The following is a 19,560-nucleotide window of genomic DNA, read 5'->3' as shown; positions in this document are numbered from 1 at the left end:
GTCCCGCGGGGGCGCCGGGCGCGGCGGCCGGGGTCAGGAGGCCGGGCGGGTCGCGTTCGAGTGGGTGACCCAGGCGGACCCGACCTCTTTCCAGCAGCGGTCGTCGATCCGTACGGTCCGGCCCGGCCCGACGGCGACCGGCTTCGAGTCCGCGTCGATGTCCCACCAGCGGGCGCAGTCGGTGTGCAGCTGCACCCGGTCGGTGGACGGGTAGGGGTTGTGGCAGTAGGCGACGACCCGGGAGCCGTGGACCGCCGTACGGCATTCGGCGCCGGAGGGTTCGGGGTCCGGGGCGGGCGGTGCACCCGCTTCGGCGGCCCCGACGTGGCCCGCGGCGTACAGGGCGCCCGGGACGAGCAGTCCGGCGACGACCGCGCAGGCCGCCAGCAGGGACCGGGTTCGGTGACGTGTGCCGCGCACAGCGATCTCCTCCCCTGGGGCCTCCCGTCCCGGGGCCGGGCGGGCTCACGGGCCCGTCACGCCCCGGACGGAAGGCACTCGGCCTGACCAGAAGTCCGGTTCCTCCACATTCTGCGGTGGATCGACCAGGTTTTCGACCTGAGCGCCGAGAGGCCGGGCGGGACACGGGAAACGGCCGCACGCCACCTCGGGAGAAGTGGTGCGCGGCCGTTTCCAGAGCGCTGTCGTACGGGCCTGGAATCAGGCGCCGATCATGTGCACGCCACTGTCGACGTGGATGATCTCGCCCGTCGTCTTCGGGAAGAAGTCCGAGAGCAGCGCGACGATGGCGCGGCCGGCCGGCTCCGGGTCCGACATGTCCCAGGCCAGCGGTGCGCGGGTGTTCCACACCTCGGCGAGCTCGCCGAAGCCCGGGATGGACTTGGCGGCCATGGAGCCGAGCGGCCCGGCCGAGACCAGGTTGCAGCGGATGTTGTCCTTGCCCAGGTCACGAGCGAGGTAGCGGGAGGTGGCCTCCAGCGCGGCCTTCGTCGGGCCCATCCAGTCGTACTGCGGCCAGGCGAACTGCGCGTCGAAGGTGAGGCCGACGATCGAACCGCCCTCGCTCATCAGCGGCTTGCACGCCATGGCGAGCGACTTCAGCGAGAACGCCGAGACGTGCATCGCCGTGGAGACCGACTCGAAGGGGGTGTTGAGGAAGTTGCCGCCGAGCGCGTCCTGCGGCGCGAAGCCGATGGAGTGGACGACGCCGTCGAGCGAGCCGAGCTCGTCGCGCACCAGACCGGCCAGCCGGTCCAGGTGCTCGTTGTTGGTCACGTCCAGCTCGATGACCTTGGCCGGCTTGGGCAGCTTCTTGGCGATGCGCTCGGTCAGCGTGGGCCGGGGGAAGGCGGTCAGGATGATCTCCGCGCCCTGCTCCTGGGCCACCTTGGCGGCGTGGAACGCGATGGACGACTCCATCAGCACCCCGGAGATGAGGATGCGCTTGCCGTCGAGAATTCCGCTCATGGTGATCAGTGACCCATGCCCAATCCGCCGTCAACAGGGATGACGGCTCCAGTGATGTACGACGCGTCGTCGGAGGCGAGGAAGCGCACCGCGGCGGCGATCTCCGCGGGCTGCGCGTAACGCGCGAGCGGCACCTGGGCGACGATGCCCTTGCGCTGCTCCTCGGTGAGCGCCTGCGTCATGTCGGTGTCGACGAAACCGGGTGCGACGACGTTGAAGGTGATGTTCCGCGAGCCCAGCTCACGGGCGAGCGACCGGGCGAAGCCGACCAGGCCGGCCTTGGAGGCGGCGTAGTTCGCCTGCCCCGCCGACCCGAGGAGGCCGACGACGGAGGAGATGAGGACGACGCGGCCCTTCTTGGCGCGCAGCATCCCCCGGTTGGCACGCTTGACGACCCGGAAGGTCCCGGTGAGGTTGGTGTCGAGTACGGACGTGAAGTCCTCCTCGCTCATCCGCATCAGCAACTGGTCCTTGGTGATACCGGCGTTGGCGACCAGCACCTCCACGTTGCCGTGCTGCTCCTCGATCACCTTGTAGGCCTGCTCCACCTGCTCGGCGTCGGTGATGTCGCAGCGCACCGCGAGAACACCGGCCTCGGTGAGGGCCTGGGGCGGCTCGCCGGAGCGGAAGGTGATCGCGACCTTGTCGCCGTTGTCGGCGAAAGCGCGGGCGATGGCGAGGCCGATGCCCCGGTTTCCTCCGGTGACGAGAACCGAGCGGCTCAACGGATCACCCTTTCCATAGCTGTCTGGTACCTCGAAAACCTATCGGTACCAGCCGCTTACCGAGGAATCGGCCTCTGACAGCGCCTTCCCCCGGGTGCTGTCGGGTTCCTACAGTGACGTTCGGCCCCGGCCCGGCTCCGCCCGGCAGTGCCCCCGGCCGCAATTCGGCTGTGGCACCTCTTCGGCCATGCTTCACTGCCTCGTAAACGAACCGAGGGTATGTGACACAGAGGAGAGGCCGCTCGTGCCCCATGAGGTAGATCAGTCGTTCCTGGCCCTTCCGCTGAGGCCCCTCGCCGACGCGGCGCTCGCCCGCGCGCGGGCGCTCGGGGCCGTGCACGCCGACTTCCGCTTCGAGCGGGTGCGCAGCGCCACCTGGCGGCTGCGGGACGCCCGCCCGGCCGGGGCGTCGGACAGCACCGACCTCGGGTACGCGGTGCGGGTGGTGCACGGCGGGGCCTGGGGGTTCGCCTCCGGGGTGGATCTGACGATGGACGCGGCGGCGAGGGTGGCCTCGCAGGCCGTCGCCATGGCGAAGCTGTCGGCGAAGGTGATCGCCGCGGCGGGTTCGAACGAGCGCGTGGAGCTGGCGGACGAGCCGGTGCACGGGGAGCGGACCTGGGTCTCCGCGTACGACGTCGACCCCTTCGACGTGCCGGCCGGGGAGAAGGCCGGGCTGCTCGCCGAGTGGAGCGCCCGGCTGCTGGCCGCGAAGGGCGTGGCGCATGTGGACGCCTCACTGATGACCGTCCACGAGAACAAGTTCTACGCGGACACGGCCGGCACGGTCACCACGCAGCAGCGGGTGCGGCTGCATCCGGAGTTCACCGCGGTGGCGGTGGACGCGACGAGCGGTGAGTTCGACTCGATGCGCACGATCGCGCCGCCGGCCGGGCGCGGCTGGGAGTACCTGACCGGCACCGGCTGGGACTGGGACGCGGAGCTGGAGCGGATTCCGGGGCTGCTGGCCGAGAAGATGCGGGCGCCGGGCGTCGAGGCGGGCACCTACGACCTGGTCGTCGACCCGTCGAACCTGTGGCTGACCATCCACGAGTCGATCGGCCACGCCACGGAGCTGGACCGGGCGCTGGGCTACGAGGCGGCGTACGCGGGGACCTCGTTCGCGACCTTCGACAAGCTCGGCAAGCTGGCGTACGGCTCCCCCGTGATGAACGTGACGGGCGACCGGACGGCCGAGCACGGGCTGGCGACGATCGGCTACGACGACGAGGGCGTCGAGGCCCAGTCGTGGGACCTGGTGAAGGACGGCACGCTGGTCGGCTACCAGCTGGACCGCCGGATCGCGAAGCTGACGGATCTGGGCCGGTCCAACGGGTGCGCCTACGCGGACTCGCCGGGCCACGTCCCCGTGCAGCGCATGGCGAACGTGTCGCTGGCGCCCGATCCCGGCGGACTGTCCACGGAGGACCTGATCGGCGGCGTCGAGCGCGGGATCTACGTGGTCGGCGACCGGTCCTGGTCGATCGACATGCAGCGGTACAACTTCCAGTTCACCGGGCAGCGGTTCTTCCGGATCGAGAACGGCAGGCTCGCCGGACAGCTGCGCGACGTCGCCTACCAGGCGACGACGACGGACTTCTGGGGCTCGATGGAGAAGGTCGGTGGTCCGCAGACCTACGTCCTGGGCGGCGCCTTCAACTGCGGCAAGGCCCAGCCCGGCCAGGTCGCGGCCGTCTCGCACGGCTGCCCCTCCGCCCTCTTCCGAGGCGTGAACATCCTCAACACGACGCAGGAGGCCGGACGATGAGCCGCGCGCACGGAACCGGCCGGGGGTCCGGGGGTCGTCCCCCGGGCCGGCACAGTCTCAACACGACGCAGGAGGCCGGACGATGAGCCGCGTCAGCAAGCCGCACGAGATCGTCGAGCGCGCTCTCGAACTGTCCACCGCCGACGGCTGTGTGGTCATCGCCGACGAGGAGTCGTCGGCCAATCTGCGGTGGGCGGGCAACGCGCTCACCACGAACGGGGTGACCCGGGGCCGGACCCTGACCGTCATCGCCACGGTCGACGGGGCCGAGGGCGCCGCGTCCGGGGTCGTGTCCCGGACCGCCGTCACCGCGGCGGACCTGGAGCCGCTGGTGCGGGCCGCCGAGGCCGCCGCGCGGGGCGCCGGTCCTGCCGAGGACGCGCAGCCGCTGGTCACCGGGGTGGCGGCCTCCCCCGACTTCACGGACGCGCCGGCGGAGACGGACTCCGATGTGTTCGCGGCGTTCGCCCCCGCGCTCGGTGACGCCTTCGCGCGGGCCAGGGCCGGTGGCCGGGAGCTGTACGGCTTCGCGAACCACGAGATGACCTCGACCTACCTCGGTACGTCGACCGGGCTGCGGCTGCGGCACGACCAGCCGAACGGGACGCTGGAGCTGAACGCCAAGTCGCCCGACCGCTCGCGCTCGGCCTGGGCGGGGCGGGCGACCCGCGACTTCAAGGACGTCGACCCGGCGGAGCTGGACGCCGAGCTGGCCCGTCGGCTGGGCTGGGCGGAGCGCCGGGTCGAGCTGCCGGCCGGCCGGTACGAGACGCTGCTGCCGCCGACCGCCGTCGCCGATCTGCTGATCTACCAGCTGTGGTCCTCGACCGCCCGGGACGCGGCCGAGGGCCGGACGGTGTTCTCCAGGCCCGGCGGCGGCACCCGGCTCGGCGAGACGCTGTCCCCGCTGCCGCTGACGCTGTGCAGCGACCCGCACGCGCCGGGCCTCGAATCGGCGCCCTTCGTCGTCGCGCACTCCTCCGGGGACGGCGGTTCGGTCTTCGACAACGGGCTGCCGCTGACCCGCACCGACTGGATCAGGGACGGCCGCCTCGACCGGCTGACCACCACCCGGCACACGGCGGGCCTGACCGGGCTGCCGCTCGCCCCGGCGATCGACAACCTGGTCCTGGAGGGCGGCGGCGAGCGCTCGCTGGAGGAGATGGTGGCCGCCACGACCGGCCCCGCCCTGCTGCTGACCTGCATGTGGTACATCCGCGAGGTCGATCCGGCGACGCTGCTGCTGACCGGGCTGACCCGCGACGGGGTGTACCTCGTGGAAGGCGGCGAGGTGGTCGGTGAGGTGAACAACTTCCGCTTCAACGAGTCCTCGGTGGACCTGCTGTCGCGGGCCACCGAGGCGGGGCGCACCGAGAAGACGCTGCCGCGCGAGTGGGGCGACTGGTTCACCCGGGCCGCGATGCCCGCACTGCGCATCCCGGACTTCAACATGAGCTCGGTGAGCCGGGGCGTGTGACCCGCCTAGACTGGCCGGTGCCTTTCGATCCACGTATCGATGCACGCGGCGGACACACAGCTGACCCGTATCGATACACGTAGCTGCTGAGGAGACACGGAACCGTGACGGACATCGTCGACGAGCTGAAGTGGCGCGGGCTGTTCGCCCAGTCCACTGACGAGGACGCACTGCGCAAGGCTCTCGCGGACGGTCCCGTCACGTTCTATTGCGGCTACGACCCCACCGCGGCGAGTCTGCACGTCGGCCACCTGGTGCAGGTGCTCACCATGCGCCGGCTCCAGCAGGCCGGTCTGCGGCCGCTCGCCCTGGTGGGAGGGGCCACCGGCCAGATCGGTGACCCCCGGCCGACCGCCGAGCGCACGCTGAACGACCCGGAGACCATCGCCGCCTGGGTGTCGCGGCTGCGGTCCCAGATCGAGCCGTTCCTGTCCTTCGAGGGCGACAACGCCGCGGTCATGGTGAACAACCTGGACTGGACCGCGGGCATGTCCGCGATCGAGTTCCTCCGGGACATCGGCAAGCACTTCCGGGTCAACAAGATGCTCACCAAGGAGTCCATCGCCCGGCGGCTGGAGTCCGACGAGGGCATCAGCTACACCGAGTTCAGCTACCAGCTGCTCCAGAGCATGGACTTCCTGGAGCTGTACCGGCGGCACGGCTGCACCCTCCAGCAGGGCGGCAGCGACCAGTGGGGCAACCTCACCGCCGGCCTGGACCTGATCCACCGCCTGGAGCCGGGCGCCGAGGTGCACGCGCTGGCGACGCCGCTGATGACGAAGGCGGACGGGACCAAGTTCGGCAAGTCCGAGAGCGGTGCCGTCTGGCTCGACCCGGAGATGACGACGCCGTACGCGTTCTACCAGTTCTGGCTGAACGTGGACGACCGGGACATCTCGCGCTACATGCGCATCCTCAGCTTCCGGAGCCCCGCCGAGCTGGAGGAGCTGGAGAAGGTCACCGAGGAGCGGCCGCAGGCCCGGTCGGCGCAGCGCGCGCTGGCCGAGGAGCTGACGACGCTGGTGCACGGCGCGGACCAGTGCGCCGCGGTCATCGCCGCGTCGAAGGCCCTGTTCGGCCAGGGTGAGCTGAGCGGGCTGGACGAGGCGACGCTGAGCGCCGCGCTCTCCGAGGTGCCGCACGCCCGGGTCACCGAGCTGGGTCCGCTGGTGGACCTCCTGGTGGAGGTCGGCCTGGCACCGAGCAAGTCGGGCGCGCGCCGCACGGTCAAGGAGGGCGGCGCGTACGTGAACAACGTCAAGGTCACCGACGGTGAGGTGGCACCGGCCCGCGAGGAGCTGCTGCACGGGCGCTGGCTGGTGCTGCGCCGGGGCAAGAAGAACCTCGCGGCCATCGAGGTCACGGCCGGCTGAGAGCCGACTGTTCAAGGTCACGTCCGGCGGGGAGCCGGCCGGCCGTTGGGCCCGTCACCGTCAGCACCGCGGCCGGGTACGCGTCATCACGCGTACCCGGCCGCTGCCGTTCCCTGTCGGCCTGGGCCCGGGGGCGGTGCTCAGGTCTTCTGCCGCCTGTTGCCGCGGATCGATGTCCACGCCATGTCCCCGACGCCGACCACCACCACTGCACCGATCAGCTGGAGAACGTGCCGTGTCCAGTCGATGCCCTTGGTGTCGTTGACACCGAGCCAGGTGGCGACAGCGTTGCCGAGGATGCTGCCGATCATGCCGAAGATGACCGTCAGCCAGAGCGGGATCTCCTGCTTCCCCGGCAGGATCGCCTTCGCGATCAGACCGAGGACCAGGCCCACGATGATTGCCCACAACCAGCTCATACCGCCTCCTCGTGCGACGCGGTGTCGCGATGTCCGATCAGTCTCGGCCCTGGACGTGCGCACCGCATGCCGGGCAGGTCCGTACGGGCGGCCGCCGGGTTCGTGGCGCGCCCCGGTCTCGAACCCGGCGGGCGCCGGGCGTACCGTGGGAGCGGTCCGGATCCGGGGGGTGTCCGGCACGGGAACGGGGTCTCCCCCGGTTCGGCACGAGCGCGGGGAAGATGGGTGGAGACGGGATGGGCAAGCAGAGCGGTGCGGAGGTCTTCCGGATCACCGGGGCCCGGCAGGGACTCGCGGAGGACGTGCGCGGCAGGCAGCGGCGCTATGTGATCTCGATGTCCGTGCGCACGGTCTCGGTGATCGCCGCGGCGGCCCTGTGGAACGTGGAACGCTATGTGGCGATCGTGGGGCTGGCGCTGGGCGTTCTGCTCCCGTACATCGCCGTCGTCATCGCCAACGCGGGCCGGGAGAACACCCCCTCGCTGCCCTCGACCTTCGTGCCGGCCCCGGCGCGGCCGGCGCTCGGCGCCGCCCCGGTGGCCGGGCACGCCGAGCCGGGCCCGGCGGCCGACCAGGCCTTCCGTGCCGCTGATCCACAGGGCCACAGCTGATCCGGTACGCCCGGATATCGACCGGTTTCACGGCCGGTCGAAGCTCAAGAAAAGCTCAGATCAATCATGAAGTTCCAGTGCCCCGCACCCCTGTCTGCGTGACATACTTCAAAAGCGCTCCGCATCCCCCGTCGGAGCGACAGACCGACGCCGGGCAGCTCCCCCCGTGGCTGCTCGGCGTCGCCTTTTCTCCGGCAGGGGATGCGTCGGGCCGGCCGCATCGGCGGTCGGCCCCGCGCCTCGTGGGAGGCTGCGGAGGATCTAGGGTTGAGTCCGTGAACTCCCCTGAATCCGCGGCCGAGAACGCTGCCGAAGCCCCCGTCTGCTCCGCCAAGGGCTGTCGTGCCGACGCCGTGTGGGTGCTTGCCTGGAACAACCCGAAGCTGCACACCCCGGACCGGCGCAAGACCTGGCTGGCCTGCGACGAGCACCGGGAGCATCTCTCCTCGTTCCTCGGAGTGCGGGGCTTCCTGAAGGACGTGGTGACGCTGGAGGAATGGGAGTCGCCCTCCTGACGGGCCCGCCCCGGCGCGCTACCCGCCGATCGCCGACATCGGGCGGTCGGGCTGGAGGAAGGAGGGGTCGTCCAGGCCCGATCCGGCCTTCTTGCCCCACATCGCGAGCCGCCAGATCCGGGCGATCTCCTTGTCCGGAGCCTCCGACCGCAGGGCGCCGCGCAGGTCGGTCTCCTCGCGGGCGAACAGGCAGGTGCGCACCTGGCCGTCGGCGGTGAGCCGGGTACGGTCGCAGGCCCGGCAGAACGGCCGGGTGACGGAGGCGATGACGCCGACCCGGTGCGGGCCGCCGTCGACCAGCCAGCGCTCGGCGGGGGCGGAGCCGCGCTCGTCCCGCCCCTCGGGGGCGAGCTCGAAGCGGGTGCGCAGCGATTCCAGGATGTCACCTGCTGTGATCATTCCGTCGCGCTTCCAGCCGTGCTGTGCGTCGAGCGGCATCTGCTCGATGAAGCGGAGCTCGTAGGCGTTGTCCACGGCCCAGGCGAGCAGGTCGGGTGCCTCGTCGCCGTTGAGCCCCGGCATCAGGACGGTGTTGACCTTGACCGGGGTGAGCCCGGCCTCCCGGGCGGCTTCGAGGCCGGCCAGCACGTCGTGGTGCCGGTCGCGGCGGGTGAGGGCCTTGAACACGTCGGGGCGCAGGGTGTCCAGCGAGACGTTGACCCGGTCAAGGCCTGCGGCCTTGAGCGCGGCGGCAGTGCGCTTCAGCCCGATCCCGTTGGTGGTGATCGACATCTTCGGGCGGGGCTCCAGGGCGGCGCACTGCTCGACGATGGAGACGAGTCCGGGGCGCAGCAGCGGCTCCCCGCCGGTGAAGCGGACTTCGGTGATGCCGAGCTGCGTGACGGCGATGCGGACGAGCCTGACGATCTCGTCGTCACTCAGCAGGTCCGGCTTGGCCAGCCACTGCAGGCCCTCCTCGGGCATGCAGTACGTACAGCGCAGGTTGCACCGGTCGGTGAGTGATACGCGCAGGTCGGTGGCGACCCGGTCATAGGTGTCGATGAGCATGTTGGGCCCCCTCCTCCGGCTGAATTCCCGGTTGCGGTTACTGACTCTTCCGAGAGTACGCGCCCCATGTGACATCACAGGGGCCCGTTTGACACGAGGTACGACGCGGCCGCGTCGTAGGACTCTACGACGCGGCCGCGGTAAAGGACCGGTGCGAAAGACGAACTCCTGCTCTCAGTGGGCTCCGATGCCGGTGAGGGACTTGACCTCCAGCTCGGCGTACTTGCCCTTGTCCGGCTCCTCCTTCGACAGCAGGGAGCCGATCCAGCCGAGCAGGAAGCCCAGCGGGATCGAGATCAGGCCGGGGTTCTCCAGCGGGAACCAGGCGAAGTCGACGCCCTTGAACATCGAGGTCTTCTCGTTTCCGGAGACGACCGGCGAGAACAGCACGAGGATCACCGAGGCGGCCAGACCGCCGTAGATCGACCACAGCGCGCCCTGGGTGGTGAAGCGCTTCCAGAAGAGGCTGTAGAGGAGCGTGGGCAGGTTGGCCGAGGCGGCGACGGCGAAGGCGAGCGCCACCAGACCGGCGACGTTCATGTCGCGGGCGAAGGCGCCGAGCAGGATCGCGGCGGCGCCGATGAAGACGGTGGCCCAGCGGGCGGCCCTCATCTCCTCCTTCTCGGTGGCCTTTCCCTTGCGGATGACGTTGGCGTAGATGTCGTGCGCGAAGGAGGACGAGGAGGCGAGGGTGAGGCCCGCGACGACGGCGAGGATGGTGGCGAAGGCGACGGCGGAGATGACGGCGAGCATGACGGCGCCGCCGGTGGAGCCGACCCCGCCGAGGTACTCGGCGAGCTGCGGGGCCGCCGCGTTGCCCGCCGGGTTCTTCGCGATGATCTCCTTCGGGCCGATGAGGGCCGCGGCGCCGAATCCGAGCGCGATCGTCATCAGGTAGAACGCGCCGATGATGCCGATGGCCCAGTTGACCGACTTACGGGCGGCCTTGGCCGTCGGCACCGTGTAGAAGCGGATCAGGATGTGCGGCAGGCCCGCGGTGCCCAGTACCAGGGCGATGCCGAGGGAGAGGAAGTCCAGCTTCGAGGTGCCGGTGGCGCCGTACTTGAGTCCGGGCTCCAGGAACGAGGCGCCGTGGCCGCTCTTCTCCGCGGCGGTGCCCAGCAGGTCGGAGACGTTGAAGTCGAACTTCCACAGCACCATGAAGGTCATCAGGATGGCGCCCGCGATGAGCAGTACGGCCTTGACCATCTGCACCCAGGTGGTGCCCTTCATGCCGCCGATGGTGACGTACACGATCATCAGTACGCCGACCAGCGCAACGATGAGGATCTTTCCGGCGTCGCTGGTGATGCCGAGGAGCAGTGAGACCAGAACTCCCGCTCCCGCCATCTGCGCCAGCAGGTAGAAGATCGAGACGATGATCGTGGATACGCCCGCCGCGGTGCGTACGGGGCGCTGCCGCATCCGGTAGGCGAGGACGTCGCCCATGGTGTAGCGGCCCGAGTTGCGCAGCGGTTCGGCCACCAGGAGCAGCGCGACCAGCCAGGCGACGAGGAAGCCGATCGAGTAGAGGAAGCCGTCGTAGCCGAAAAGGGCGATGGCTCCGGCGATGCCGAGGAACGAGGCGGCGGACATGTAGTCGCCGGAGACCGCGAGTCCGTTCTGGAAGGCGGTGAACTGGCGGCCGCCCGCGTAGAAGTCGGAGGCGCTCTTGGTCTGCCGGCCGGCCCAGACGGTGATGCCGAGCGTCGCGGCGACGAAGACCGCGAAGAGCGTGATGATCAGCGGCCGGTGCTCGGTGGTGGAGGAGGCGGCGAGTACGGCGGTGTGGGAGTGGTACGCGGCGCTCATACGTCGGCCTCCATACGGGACTTGATGGCCTCGGCCTTCGGGTCCAGCTTCGCGTTGGCGTGCCGCGAGTAGAACCAGGCGATGAGGAAGGTAGTGAGGAACTGGGCGAGACCGAAGACGAAGGCCACGTTGAAGTTGCTGTACACCTTGGTGCCCATGAAGCCGCCGGCGTAGTTGGACAGCAGTACGTACAGCAGGTACCAGAGGACGAAGGCGATGGTCAGCGGGAAGGCGAACGAACGGTGCGCGCGGCGCAGTTCGCCGAATTCCGCGCTCTCCTGCTCCGCGAGGAAGGCCTCGGTCGTGGGCTGGGCCGGCCCTGTCTCCGTACTGCCCTCGGGCGGCGGTGCATCGGTAGCCACGGAATCTCCTCGCGACGCGGGTGCGGTGGTGGTGGGGACGGTGGATTTCACTGGGAACCTCGGTATCGGGGGGTGATGGTGCGCCTCCCCTGACAACGGCACGCGGCCCGCGGCGAAGCGGTTCAACGCACTTGCGCACTCTTCCGCCGGGGTCCGGGTCACCCCTTCGGCCGCCGCGGCCGGGACGGGTTCTCGTGAACTCATTGATGAGCAGGGATGATCAGCGATAGCTTCACTCGTCATGTACGCGACTGGACACGCCGTGTCCGGTCGACTGACACGGATGAAGTGGAGACCCCATGGCTCATCTGGGATCCGGACGTGCCCGCGCACTGGCGCTGCCCGTCGGATTGGCCCTCACCGTCTCGCTCGGCTTCCTGCCGACGGGTTCCGCGTCCGCCTCGGCGGTGGACGGCCGGACCTCGGCGGCGGTGCCGGCGGACGGACCGAAGCTGTCGTACGTGGTCAACTCGCGGGGCGGCCCCGGCACCGCCAAGCAGGTGCGCAAGGCGGTGGAGCGGGCGGGCGGCACGGTGGTGATCGCCTACGACCGGATCGGTGTCCTCGTCGTCCACTCGCAGAACCCGGACTTCGCGCGGTCGGTGCGCGGGGTCAGGGGCGTGGATTCGGTGGGTGCCACCCGCACCAACCCGATCGTCCCGCAGGGCACCAAGGACATCGGGGTCGAGCAGCCGCTCACCTCCCAGCAGGAGCGGGCCGCGGCGGCGCGGGCGACTGCGGACCAGGATCCGATGGAGCCGCTGCAGTGGGACCTGCCCGCCATCAAGGCGGACAAGGCGCACGAGAAGTCACTGGGCAGCCGGCAGGTCACGGCCGCGGTCATCGACACGGGCGTGGACGACACGCATCCCGACATCGCCCCGAACTTCGACCGGTCCGCCTCGGCGAACTGTGTGACGGGTGCGCCGGACACCACGGCCGGCTCCTGGCGGCCGAACGCCGGTGAGAGTCCGCACGGCACCCATGTCGCGGGCACCATAGCCGCGGCGAAGAACGGCATCGGGGTGACGGGTGTCGCTCCGGGGGTGAAGGTCGCCGGCATCAAGGTGGCGAACCCGGACGGGTTCTTCTACACCGAGTCCGTCGTCTGCGGCTTCATGTGGGCGGCCGACCACGGGGTCGACGTCACCAACAACAGCTATTACACCGACCCGTGGATGTACAACTGCAAGGACGACCCGGACCAGGGCGCACTGGTCGAGGCCGTCGCACGGGCCACCAGGTACGCGGAGCGCCGGGGCACGGTCAACGTCGCCGCCGCGGGCAACTCGGCCGAGGACCTGGCGGCCGACTCGATCGAGGACACCGGCAGCCCGAACGACGGCGACACGTCCACCCGGACGATCGACCCGAAGAAGTGCTTCGACATCCCGACGATGCTGCCGGGTGTCGTGACGGTCTCGGCGACGGGCGCGAAGGGCCTGAAGGCCTCGTACTCGAACTACGGGAACGGCGTCATCGACGTGGCGGCGCCGGGCGGCGACTCGACGGCCTACCAGCCGCCGGAGCCGCCCGCGACGAACGGGCTGATCCTGTCGACGCTGCCGGGCGGCAAGTACGGCTACATGGCCGGTACGTCGATGGCCTCCCCGCACGTGGCGGGTGTGGTGGCCCTGATCAAGTCGAGGCACCCGTACGCCTCGGCGGCCGCGGTCAAGGCCCTGCTGACGCTCGAGGCCGATGCCAAGGCGTGCGGCGAGCCGTACGACATCGACGGTGACGGCACCGTCGACGCGGTCTGCGAGGGCGGCAAGAACCGCAACGGCTTCTACGGGGCCGGTGTGGTCGACGCCCTGGACGCGGTGCGCTGGTAGCGGGTCCGGTACGGGGGCCGGTGCGATCGCCGGCCCCCGTACCGGCCCGGCCGGTCATCGTGGCGCCCGGCGCTCCCGAGCCGTCCGGGGTCCTGTCCCGCGGCCGGCACCCGGTGCCATAGTTTCGCGGGCCCGGTCGGCACCCGTACGCTCGCGCTGCTCGGCGCCGACGTGCTGCGGGCACTGACCGAGCAGCACGACGAGGGCGGTTCCCGGCTGGTCACCCTCTCACTCGCCCGCACCGCCGCCTGGCTGACCGCACCGCCGGCCGGCAGCGTCCGCCCGGCGTGCTGGGAGCGGACGCGGCCGCCTGGCTCACGGCGTGATGAGGACCTTCAGCGCCGTGCGCTCGTCCATCGCCTTGTAACCGGCCGGGACGTCGTCGAGGCCGATGGCCAGGTCGAAGACGGGCGAGGGGTCGATGGCGCCGGACAGGACGTCGGGGAGCAGCTCCGGTATGTAGCTGCGTACGGGGGCGACGCCGCCGCGCAGGGCGATGTTCCGGTCGAACATGACGCCGAGGTCCAGTCCGGTGCCGCTGCCGTGCGGTACGCCGACGTAGCCGATCGAGCCGCCGTCGCGGGTGATGTCGACGGCGGTGCGCATCGACTGCTCGGTGCCGACGGCCTCGATCACGGCCTGCGCTCCCTCGCCGCCGAGCAGTTCCCGGACGGCTGCGACGGCCGCGTCGCCGCGCTCGGCGACGACGTCGGTGGCGCCGAAGGCGCGGGCGATGTCGGTGCGCGCGGTGTGGCGGCCGAGCGCGATGATCCGCTCGGCGCCGAGCCGCTTGGCGGCCATGACGCCGCACAGGCCGACGGCGCCGTCACCGACGACGGCGACCGTGCTGCCGGGCTTCACACCGGCGCCGACGGCCGCGTGGTGGCCGGTGCCGAGGACGTCGGAGAGGGCCAGCAGCGCGGTGAGCAGGCGGTCGTCGGAGGCCGCGGCGGCCGGCAGCTTGATCAGCGTGCCGTCGGCGAACGGGACGCGCACGGCCTCGCCCTGTCCGCCGTCGGAGCCGACCGAGCCCCAGAACCCGCCCTGCGGGCAGGAGGTGGTCAGGCCCTCGGCGCAGTAGGCGCAGGTGCCGTCGGACCAGACGAAGGGTGCGACGACCAGGTCGCCCACGGCGAAGCCGTTGACGCCGGCACCGGCCTCCTCGACGATCCCGAGGAACTCGTGGCCGATGCGCTGGCCGGGCTGCCGGGCGGACTCGCCCCGGTAGGCCCACAGGTCGCTGCCGCAGATGCAGGCCCGCAGGACCCGCAGCACCACATCGGTGGGCTGCTGGATCGTGGGGTCCGGGACCTCCTGCACACGGATGTCGTGCGGGGCGTGGATGACGGTGGCGCGCATGCGTGGGGGTCCTTGCTCATCTCAGATGCTGGTACTCCGTTCACGGTACGCCCCACTGACCACACCAGCCCCTTTCGCCCCTGGGGCGAGCACGCCCAGGGTCAGCAGGAGCTGGGCGGCGACGTAGGTGAGCATGACCCAGAAGTCGGGGGCGGGGGGCTGCGGCCGGTCGGCGATGCCGGTGGCGATCAGCGCGTCGGAGAGCAGGAAGAGCGCGCCTCCGGTGGCCGCGTACCGGCCGAGCACCCCGGACCGGCAGGCCATGGCGGTGAGCAGCAGGCTGTAGCCGGTCAGCGGCAACCGCAGTCCGGCCGGCAGCCCGTCCCAGAGCAGCGCGATGAAGACCGCCAGGACGGCCGCGTACAGGAGTGCGGGCAGCAGGGGGCCGCGGGCCCGGCCGAAGAGGCCGAGGTAGCAGAGGTGCCCGGCCGCGAAGCCGCCCATCCCGACGAGGAAGGCGGCATCGGCGTCGGCCAGCAGGAACACGTCGCCCAGCCAGCCGCAGAGCAGCGCGGCGATCAGCAGCCGGGGCCCGCGCCGGGCGGCGGCGTACCCGGCCAGCAGCGGCATCAGCAGCGGCTTGGCGACGAGGTGCGCGGCCCCGGTGTCGGTGAGCACCCCGACGAGGTCGACGGCGCAGGCGACGAGGAAGGCGATGAGCAGGGGGCGTACGAAACGCTCCCGCCGGTCCGGGAACGGTCCGGCGTTCGTCAGCGGTCCGGCGTTCATCCGGTGCTTTCCGGCGCGGGAACGGCGGTGGCCGCCTTGGCCCTGCGCACGGCCCCGCCGGCCGGCTGCCAGCCGGGCCCGCGGAAGATCCGCCCGGCGCGCTCGCCCCAGCTGCCCGCCGCGCGCACGTCGCGGGCGATGGCGGCGTACTCGTGGGTGGCGACCCGCAGCGGGTTGAAGGTGTCGATGTTCTTGGTGAGCCCGAACACCGGCCGCTCCGTCTCCGCCCTGAAGGAGCCGAACCAGCGGTCCCACACGATCAGGATGCCGCCGAAGTTCCGGTCGAGGTAGCCGCCCTGGGAGGCGTGGTGCACCCGGTGGTGGGAGGGAGTGTTCAGTACGTACTCGAAGGGCCGGGGCAGCTTGTCGACGCGTTCGGTGTGCACCCAGAACTGGTAGACGAGGTTGGCCGACGAGCAGAACGCGAGGGCGGCCGGGTGGACGCCGCAGGCGATGAGGGGGAGGTAGAACGGCCAGACGGTCAGCGAGGTCCAGGGCTGGCGCAGCGCGGTGGAGAGGTTGAACTTCCGGCTGGAGTGGTGGACCACGTGGCAGGCCCAGAGGATCCGGATGACGTGGTGGCCCCGGTGCGACCAGTAGTAGAGGAAGTCCTGCCCCAGCAGCATCAGCGGGACGGTCCACCACAGGACGGGCACGCGCAGCGGCGTCAGCTCGTACACCGCCGTGTAGACCGCCACGATGGGCACCTTCCACAGCAGGTCGAAGACCAGGCTGCCCAGCCCCATGGTGATGCTGGTGGCGGCGTCCTTCGCCTCGTAACCGGCGGCGTCCTCGTCGGGGTGGAAGTGGTGGAGCGCCATCTCCAGGACGGTGAGCAGGACGAAGGCCGGTATGGACCAGAGCACTACATCGGGCAGGTTCGTCGGCATTCCAGCACCGTAGAGCCGCAGGTCGGCCCAGGACCAGACGTTGTTACCAACAAGTATGCGAGACGCGTTGTCAGCAATCTTTGGTGACTTCTGACAGTGCGCCCGTCGTACGATCCCTCCACCAGGGTCCGACAGGGGGAGGAACTGCGGTGGCGGGTATGGAAGTTGCGCTGGTCCGGCTCGCGACGACGGTGCTCGGCACGGTCGCCAAGTCGCTGCTCACGCCGAAGCCCGGCGCGGGACTGGTCCCGGACCCGGTGCGCCCGCTCCCCCGCCAGGCGAAGCCGGACCGGCTGGCGAGGGTGCTCGGAGGCCGGCTGGAGGCGTCGTACACCGGCCTCCCGGAGCACGAGCGGCTGGCGGCCGTGGAGGCGGTCCAGGACGCCTTCGCGGCGGCGGGCCCGTTGACGGCGGACCGGCTGTTCGCGGTGGACCTCGATCCTGTGCGGCTCGCGGCCGGTCTCCCGGCGCCCCCGGCGGGCCTCTCGGAGCGTGCGAACGGGCTGTACGGGGAGCTCCTGGGCCGGTGCTGCGCCCATGTGGTGGAGCAGCTGAGCGCCGCGCCCTCGTTCATGGCCCGGACGGCGGTGGAGCAGGTGCGCGAGGCCGGACGGACCCGGGCGCTGGTGGAGGACGTACGGGACCGGCTCGGCCCGCGCCCGGACGCTGCGGCACTGGACTTCGAGCGGCGGTACACGGAGTTCGTGGCCACGACGCACAGCCGGATGGGGCTGTTCGGGCTGACGCTGGGGCGGTCGGCGGGCGAATGGCCGCTGGAGACGGCGTACCTCAGTCTGTCGGTGAGCAGCGAGGCCGTCCGGCAGGACGGGGTGGAGCACCCGGCCGCGGTGACGGTCTCCGTCGAGCAGGCGCTGTCCGGGACGAGGCGACTGCTGCTGCGCGGTCCGGCCGGGTCGGGCAAGAGCACCCTGGTGCAGTGGCTCGCGGTGAACACCGCCCGGCGGACGTTCGGCAGTGAGCTGGCGGACTGGAACCGCTGTGTGCCCTTCGTCCTGCGGCTGCGCGCGTTCACCTCGGACGAGAAGCTGCCGGGCCCGGAGGACTTCCTGCGCGCGGCGGGCGTTCCGATGCACGGCGCGGCGCCCTCGGGCTGGGCGGACCGGCTGCTCTCTGAAGGGCGCGGCCTGGCGCTGGTGGACGGGGTCGACGAGGTCCCGATGCGGCTGCGTCAGCGTACCGAGAAGTGGCTGAAGGACCTGATCGCCGCGTATCCGGAATCCCGTTACGTGGTGACGACCCGGCCGTCCGCCGTTCCGGAGAGCTGGCTGTCCGGCTCCGGATTCGAGGCGCACTCCCTGATGGCGATGGGGAAGAAGGACATCCGCGCCTTCATCGACCACTGGCACACGGCAGCGCGGTCCGAGTGCGTCTCCGACGAGGAGCGCGAACAACTCGACGCGTACGAGGCCTCCCTGTGGCGCGCCGTGGGGACGCGGCGCGACCTGGGCAGGCTCGCGACGAACCCGCTCATGTGCGCGCTGCTGTGCGCGCTGAACCGGGACCGTCGCACACAACTTCCGCGCGCCCGCAAGGAGTTGTACGACGCGGCGCTGGACATGCTGCTCGTGCGGCGCGATACGGAACGCGACATCGTCGGGGTCGAGGGCGTCGACCTGACCCGGGACGAGCAGACGGCGCTGCTCCAGCGGCTGGCGTACTGGCTGATCCGCAACGGGCAGGCGGAGGCCGACCGCGAAGAGGCCCTGGCGATGGTGACCGAGTGGCTGACGGCGATGTCACAGGTCCAGGGCAGCCCGCAGGACGTGTTCGCGCACCTCCTGATCAGGAGCGGGCTGCTGCGGGAACCCGCGCCGGGGGCGGTCGGGTTCGTGCACCGGACGTTCCAGGACTACCTGGGGGCCAAGGCGGCGGTGGAGGCCCGGGACTTCGGCGTGCTGGTCAGGCACGCGCACGACGACCAGTGGCACGACGTGGTGCAGATGGCGGTGGGCCACGCCCGCGCCGAGGAACGGGCCCGGATGCTGCGGCAGCTGCTGAAGCGGGCGGCCCAGACCCGCAAGCACCACAACCGGCTGGTGCTGCTGGCGGCGGCGAGCCTGGAGCACGCCCCCGAGCTGGATCCCGCCGTGCGGGCCGAGGTCCAGCGGCAGACGGCGGACCTGCTGCCGCCGCGCAGCCGCGAGGAGGCGGAGGGGCTGGCCGCCCTCGGGGAAGTGGTCCTGGAACTGCTGCCGGGGCCGGAGGAGGTACCGGGCGGGTTCCCGGCGGGGTACGTGGTAATGACGGCCGGGCTCGTGGGCGGCGAGGCGGCGTACGAGGTGATCAAGCGGTACCGGGACGACGAGCGGGTCTCGGTGGGCACGGAACTGTGCGAAGCCTGGGGCTCTTTCGATACCGACTCCTATGCCAGGGAGATTCTTGCGGCGAGGGACTGGGACGAGGCCTACGTGTCGGCGGCGACGGCTCAACAGATGGCGGCTCTCAGCTACGTGCCCCAAGCGCACGCGATCCGTCTGCAGGGCGCGCACGCGGACCTCTCCCCACTGATCCACCGCCGCGCGACGAGGAAACTCTTCGTCTTCGACAACAAGGACTTGAGCGACATCACCCCGGTGGCCTCGATGCATTCCCTCACGGAAGTGGGACTCAGCCTGTGCCCAGGAGTCCGGGATCTGAGCCCACTGGCCGGCCTTCCACTGACCTGGCTCACCCTGAACCAGCTGCATGCCGATGTGGCCGCTGAGCACCTCGAACCGCTCACGGATGTAAGCACGCTGACGCTGGGCAACCGCTTCCGGGTCGGCAGCATCGGTGAACTGCCACTCAACCGTCGGCTCAAGCGCCTGAACCTTCTCGGGGAGGCCGGTGACTTGAGCCTGGCGGGACTCGAATGCCTGAGCGAGCTGGAAAGGCTCAGCCTGACCAGTGTGACTCAGCTTCAGGAACTCTGCGGGTCACCGGACTCGCCCAGGATTCCCTGGCTGGCCCTCGACTGGCTGGACGCCCTGGACCTGACCGTACTCGCCGGGCTCCCCGGGCTGAGCCGGCTCACCATCCTCCGCTGCCAGCTGCCCTTGGGGCTGGCGCCGCTTCGGGAGCTGTCGGCGTTGACCCGGCTCGATCTGTACGCCCAGTCCAAGTCGGGCCCTTACGACCTGGCCCCCCTCGCCGGTCTCGAAGGCCTCACGATCGCCCTCGCCGACGACGTACCGGCCACCGGTACCGAGCTCTTCCCGCCCGAGCGGATCATCCGCCTGGACTGAGGGC

17 protein-coding genes are annotated in these 19,560 nt (G+C 70.9%); 7 read left to right on the top strand and 10 right to left on the bottom strand.

Going from position 1 to position 19,560, the window contains the following annotated elements; genetic code table 11:
• Window positions 1-33: 33 nt before the first annotated feature.
• The 3 genes from EDD93_RS22525 to fabG all read right to left on the bottom strand — a co-directional run bounded on the left by EDD93_RS22525 (window position 34) and on the right by fabG (window position 2,153).
• Entirely contained in the window at window positions 34-420 is a 387-nt protein-coding gene (locus tag EDD93_RS22525; RefSeq protein ID WP_123526872.1) for a hypothetical protein, read from the bottom strand.
• Window positions 421-660: 240 nt separating this feature from the next.
• Window positions 661-1,428: an enoyl-ACP reductase FabI gene (fabI, locus tag EDD93_RS22520; protein WP_123526871.1), complete on the bottom strand. Its 768-nt coding sequence runs from the start codon at window positions 1,426-1,428 to the stop codon at window positions 661-663.
• 5 nt (window positions 1,429-1,433) lie between these two features.
• Window positions 1,434-2,153 (bottom strand): 3-oxoacyl-[acyl-carrier-protein] reductase, encoded by a 720-nt coding sequence (gene fabG, locus EDD93_RS22515; RefSeq protein ID WP_123526870.1) that lies wholly within the window; start codon window positions 2,151-2,153, stop codon window positions 1,434-1,436.
• Window positions 2,154-2,397: 244 nt separating this feature from the next.
• Here fabG and EDD93_RS22510 point away from each other — a divergent pair, with 244 nt between their 5' ends.
• The 3 genes from EDD93_RS22510 (at window position 2,398) to tyrS (ending at window position 6,771) form a co-directional block, all read left to right on the top strand.
• Window positions 2,398-3,921, top strand: coding sequence for a TldD/PmbA family protein (locus EDD93_RS22510; RefSeq protein WP_123526869.1), 1,524 nt, complete (start codon window positions 2,398-2,400; stop codon window positions 3,919-3,921).
• 82 nt (window positions 3,922-4,003) lie between these two features.
• Window positions 4,004-5,398 (top strand): metallopeptidase TldD-related protein, encoded by a 1,395-nt coding sequence (locus tag EDD93_RS22505; RefSeq protein ID WP_123526868.1) that lies wholly within the window; start codon window positions 4,004-4,006, stop codon window positions 5,396-5,398.
• 104 nt (window positions 5,399-5,502) lie between these two features.
• Complete coding sequence (gene tyrS, locus EDD93_RS22500; protein WP_123526867.1) at window positions 5,503-6,771, top strand: tyrosine--tRNA ligase; 1,269 nt, start codon at window positions 5,503-5,505, stop codon at window positions 6,769-6,771.
• Window positions 6,772-6,911: 140 nt separating this feature from the next.
• On the opposite strand, the gene EDD93_RS22495 is transcribed toward tyrS, so the two are convergent.
• On the bottom strand, window positions 6,912-7,190 hold the full coding sequence (locus tag EDD93_RS22495; RefSeq protein WP_123526866.1) for a GlsB/YeaQ/YmgE family stress response membrane protein: 279 nt from the start codon (window positions 7,188-7,190) through the stop codon (window positions 6,912-6,914).
• A gap of 236 nt (window positions 7,191-7,426) precedes the next feature.
• On the opposite strand from EDD93_RS22495, the gene EDD93_RS22490 reads away from it, so the two are divergent.
• Both EDD93_RS22490 and EDD93_RS22485 read left to right on the top strand, forming a co-directional pair.
• The gene (locus EDD93_RS22490) at window positions 7,427-7,801 is read left to right on the top strand and encodes a DUF3099 domain-containing protein (RefSeq protein ID WP_123526865.1); all 375 of its coding nucleotides are present in this window, start codon (window positions 7,427-7,429) and stop codon (window positions 7,799-7,801) included.
• Between the two features lie 275 nt (window positions 7,802-8,076).
• Window positions 8,077-8,316 (top strand): hypothetical protein, encoded by a 240-nt coding sequence (locus EDD93_RS22485; protein WP_123526864.1) that lies wholly within the window; start codon window positions 8,077-8,079, stop codon window positions 8,314-8,316.
• An 18-nt stretch (window positions 8,317-8,334) separates the two neighbouring features.
• On the opposite strand, the gene moaA is transcribed toward EDD93_RS22485, so the two are convergent.
• The 3 genes from moaA to EDD93_RS22470 all read right to left on the bottom strand — a co-directional run bounded on the left by moaA (window position 8,335) and on the right by EDD93_RS22470 (window position 11,498).
• Complete coding sequence (gene moaA, locus EDD93_RS22480; RefSeq protein ID WP_123526863.1) at window positions 8,335-9,324, bottom strand: GTP 3',8-cyclase MoaA; 990 nt, start codon at window positions 9,322-9,324, stop codon at window positions 8,335-8,337.
• 174 nt (window positions 9,325-9,498) lie between these two features.
• Window positions 9,499-11,136, bottom strand: a complete 1,638-nt coding sequence (locus tag EDD93_RS22475; protein ID WP_123526862.1) for a cation acetate symporter — start codon at window positions 11,134-11,136, stop codon at window positions 9,499-9,501.
• Complete coding sequence (locus EDD93_RS22470; RefSeq protein WP_123526861.1) at window positions 11,133-11,498, bottom strand: DUF485 domain-containing protein; 366 nt, start codon at window positions 11,496-11,498, stop codon at window positions 11,133-11,135. The genes EDD93_RS22475 and EDD93_RS22470 overlap by 4 nt, the downstream gene beginning before the upstream one ends.
• 299 nt (window positions 11,499-11,797) lie before the next feature.
• On the opposite strand from EDD93_RS22470, the gene EDD93_RS22465 reads away from it, so the two are divergent.
• A complete protein-coding gene (locus EDD93_RS22465) occupies window positions 11,798-13,333 on the top strand; it encodes a S8 family serine peptidase (RefSeq protein WP_123526860.1) in 1,536 nt (511 codons plus the stop codon).
• A gap of 315 nt (window positions 13,334-13,648) precedes the next feature.
• Here the strand turns inward: EDD93_RS22465 and EDD93_RS22460 are convergent, their stop codons facing one another.
• Genes EDD93_RS22460 through EDD93_RS22450 form a run of 3 tightly spaced genes read right to left on the bottom strand, consistent with a single transcriptional unit; the run spans window position 13,649 to window position 16,311 of the window.
• Complete coding sequence (locus EDD93_RS22460) at window positions 13,649-14,692, bottom strand: zinc-dependent alcohol dehydrogenase family protein (RefSeq protein ID WP_123526859.1); 1,044 nt, start codon at window positions 14,690-14,692, stop codon at window positions 13,649-13,651.
• A gap of 21 nt (window positions 14,693-14,713) precedes the next feature.
• On the bottom strand, window positions 14,714-15,421 hold the full coding sequence (locus EDD93_RS22455; protein ID WP_123526858.1) for a lysoplasmalogenase: 708 nt from the start codon (window positions 15,419-15,421) through the stop codon (window positions 14,714-14,716).
• Entirely contained in the window at window positions 15,418-16,311 is an 894-nt protein-coding gene (locus EDD93_RS22450) for a sterol desaturase family protein (protein ID WP_123526857.1), read from the bottom strand. Before EDD93_RS22450 ends, EDD93_RS22455 begins: the two co-directional genes overlap by 4 nt.
• A gap of 158 nt (window positions 16,312-16,469) precedes the next feature.
• Here EDD93_RS22450 and EDD93_RS22445 point away from each other — a divergent pair, with 158 nt between their 5' ends.
• Window positions 16,470-19,556 carry an NACHT domain-containing NTPase gene (locus EDD93_RS22445; protein WP_185092405.1) on the top strand — a complete coding sequence of 1,029 codons (3,087 nt, stop codon included), beginning with the start codon at window positions 16,470-16,472 and terminating at the stop codon, window positions 19,554-19,556.
• The last annotated feature ends 4 nt before the right edge of the window (window positions 19,557-19,560 follow it).

Source organism: Streptomyces sp. 840.1 (assembly GCF_003751445.1).
Lineage (GTDB): Bacteria > Actinomycetota > Actinomycetes > Streptomycetales > Streptomycetaceae > Streptomyces.
The sequence above is the reverse complement of the archived record's forward strand: the minus strand, read 5'-3'. Positions and strand labels throughout refer to the sequence as shown.

What these genes read in the sequence shown, in the direction of transcription:
- EDD93_RS22460 (WP_123526859.1), bottom strand. Translation starts at nt 14,692, where the DNA reads ATGCGCGCCACCGTCATCCACGCCCCGCACGACATCCGTGTGCAGGAG.
- fabI (WP_123526871.1), bottom strand. Translation starts at nt 1,428, where the DNA reads ATGAGCGGAATTCTCGACGGCAAGCGCATCCTCATCTCCGGGGTGCTG.
- EDD93_RS22490 (WP_123526865.1), top strand. Translation starts at nt 7,427, where the DNA reads ATGGGCAAGCAGAGCGGTGCGGAGGTCTTCCGGATCACCGGGGCCCGG.
- EDD93_RS22465 (WP_123526860.1), top strand. Translation starts at nt 11,798, where the DNA reads ATGGCTCATCTGGGATCCGGACGTGCCCGCGCACTGGCGCTGCCCGTC.
- moaA (WP_123526863.1), bottom strand. Translation starts at nt 9,324, where the DNA reads ATGCTCATCGACACCTATGACCGGGTCGCCACCGACCTGCGCGTATCA.
- EDD93_RS22455 (WP_123526858.1), bottom strand. Translation starts at nt 15,421, where the DNA reads ATGAACGCCGGACCGCTGACGAACGCCGGACCGTTCCCGGACCGGCGG.
- EDD93_RS22495 (WP_123526866.1), bottom strand. Translation starts at nt 7,190, where the DNA reads ATGAGCTGGTTGTGGGCAATCATCGTGGGCCTGGTCCTCGGTCTGATC.
- EDD93_RS22450 (WP_123526857.1), bottom strand. Translation starts at nt 16,311, where the DNA reads ATGCCGACGAACCTGCCCGATGTAGTGCTCTGGTCCATACCGGCCTTC.
- EDD93_RS22445 (WP_185092405.1), top strand. Translation starts at nt 16,470, where the DNA reads ATGGAAGTTGCGCTGGTCCGGCTCGCGACGACGGTGCTCGGCACGGTC.
- EDD93_RS22475 (WP_123526862.1), bottom strand. Translation starts at nt 11,136, where the DNA reads ATGAGCGCCGCGTACCACTCCCACACCGCCGTACTCGCCGCCTCCTCC.
- EDD93_RS22505 (WP_123526868.1), top strand. Translation starts at nt 4,004, where the DNA reads ATGAGCCGCGTCAGCAAGCCGCACGAGATCGTCGAGCGCGCTCTCGAA.